Source organism: Pirellulales bacterium (assembly GCA_036490175.1).
GTDB lineage: Bacteria > Planctomycetota > Planctomycetia > Pirellulales > JACPPG01 > JACPPG01.
This window is the reverse complement of sequence record DASXEJ010000006.1, coordinates 1-1,994: the sequence shown is the minus strand read 5'-3', so window position 1 is coordinate 1,994 and position 1,994 is coordinate 1. Positions and strand designations below refer to the sequence as shown.

2 protein-coding genes are annotated in these 1,994 nt (G+C 57.3%); both read right to left on the bottom strand.

Features of this window, described 5'->3' with window-relative positions; all coding sequences use genetic code 11:
- Positions 1–46 precede the first annotated feature (46 nt).
- Positions 47–1,495: an SHD1 domain-containing protein gene (locus VGG64_00375; protein HEY1598023.1), complete on the bottom strand. Its 1,449-nt coding sequence runs from the start codon at positions 1,493–1,495 to the stop codon at positions 47–49.
- 103 nt (positions 1,496–1,598) lie between these two features.
- On the bottom strand, positions 1,599–1,994 hold a 396-nt coding region (locus VGG64_00370; protein ID HEY1598022.1), incomplete at its 5' end, for a hypothetical protein.

The following is a 1,994-nucleotide window of genomic DNA, read 5'->3' as shown; positions in this document are numbered from 1 at the left end:
GCCGAAGCCTGCAACCGACAAGGCGTCGGGCCTATTCGCGTTGGGATTACAACGGCTTAATCACGCAACGTGTCGTCGCAATCGATTCGAATTCACCAGGGGTAATGTCAATTGAACGAGTAAGCGTGAGCGATGGGGCATAGGACACGGATTGCGGGTAGGCTGACGTAAACACCAGCCAATAGGGCGACAGCACCGCACCGTCTATTTCGCAAATCCCGCCACTGCATTTGTACATTAGCAGCCTTCCTGGGCACGTGCACCCGCGTCCTTCAAACTGCAGCACGTCCTTGACCACCTCGCCGCCGCTCTTATCCAAGAACATGACCTCCACCCTTATCCGCCTTTCCGGGCAAGTGAGCGGCAGAGAAAACCACCTCCAGGTGGTCCGGTCCTGCAGCTTATTGCGTCCAGTGTTGACGACAAACGTCACCCTGTCCTGACCGTCATCGTTGAATACCCCCAGTCCTACACCTGGAGCTTCGAATCGTCGGAAAGCAACACAGCTTCTTATAAATGCCGGATCGGACAGTATGCGTCGCTTGCCGGCATCATCGGAGTACTCATTGACCAATACATTTGACAATGCCGTCGTTAGGTATGAGTCCTGAATAACCGACGCTTTCACGAACTTCTCGCCACTTTTCATTGCTAGCTGCTCAAGTAACGGGATGGACCTTTTCTGCCACTGGTCGTACTTGTCCATGTCACCCTGGACCGTCAACTCGAACTTCATGGCGATGTTGCCGTTGTTCTCATGTGCAATGGTTGGCTTTCCTTTTACCTCCGCGATCAAGATCTCTGCCGGATACGTGGCAAGCGCTTTCTGTAGCAAGTCCGACGCACGCGCATTTGATTCGAGCTTGTCGCTCGCCTCGGCCGCGAGCGATTTACCGTCGATGGTCCGCATAGCGATATTGTTCGCGTTAAGGCGGACGACGAGTGCATCGCGCTGTATATTCGCCTTGATCTTCACGCGAACCAAGCCGCCCGCTTCCTTTTCTTCGAACAGCTCACAGCCGGAGCCGATGATGCCGTCGCTTTTTGCCAGCACATTCTCGTCAATGACCTTGTCCTCTCTGACCAGCGTGTCGGCATCGAGCATGGCTCCGAGCACCTGACGAGCCGCATTTCGGCCGGCGTCACTTACCGCTTCCTGTCGCGTGGTGCCGACGCCTTCAGCTACGACGATCACGGTCGCCGCCGGTTCGAACTGGATCGGCGCGCTTGGGCCTTTGACTGGAACGAACGGGTCAGTGGCTTTCGAGGCACGTTGTGCTTCGACGAACCGCCTGTCGGAGTCGGAAAGCCGCTCGAGCGGCACCTCGACGAGCGAGCCGTCCGGTTTCTTCAATCGCACCTTGTCGCCAGAAACGGCAACAAACTCCGCTTCGATCTTGAACTGGCCAGTGCCATCGGTCCACTCGCGCGCGTATACAAGAACCGCGAGTGCCAGCAGCAGCATGCCAAGCGCGATCGACAAATGACGTTTCATGATAGGCAAGTCCTTGCTTTTGGAATTTGAGCCTGAAGCGGCCGAGGAAGAACTGACGGCGTCAAGTAAAAGGTGGTGCCCATCTGCGAAAGCAAGAACTCGCTCACGTGTTCTCTTCGATGACGGCTTCCGTGGCACCGAATCGTATCTTGGTGCCGATTGCCAATCGCGCGCTGCGGCCCGCTTCAATGCGGTTGCTGCTTCCTCCCTTTGGCAGTGCCTCCCATTTGAAGTCGGATAGGTTTTTGAGGCCGAGGACGGCAGGGTCGTTGGGATTGGCGACAACTTCGGCCACGACATCATCCGGCGATTTCGCCTCCACGCCGGGAATCTGCCGCGCATGCAGCTTGGTGCCCAACGGCAGAGCGATTCGTTGGGCGCGGATTCGCAAGTAGAGCGTTCCGGAGGCAGTTGCTTGTGACTGGGAATCGGGCTGGCGACTGGCCCGACCGGATGGCGGTTCGGGCGTTTGGCTAGGGCCGGCTTTGACCGTTGGCTG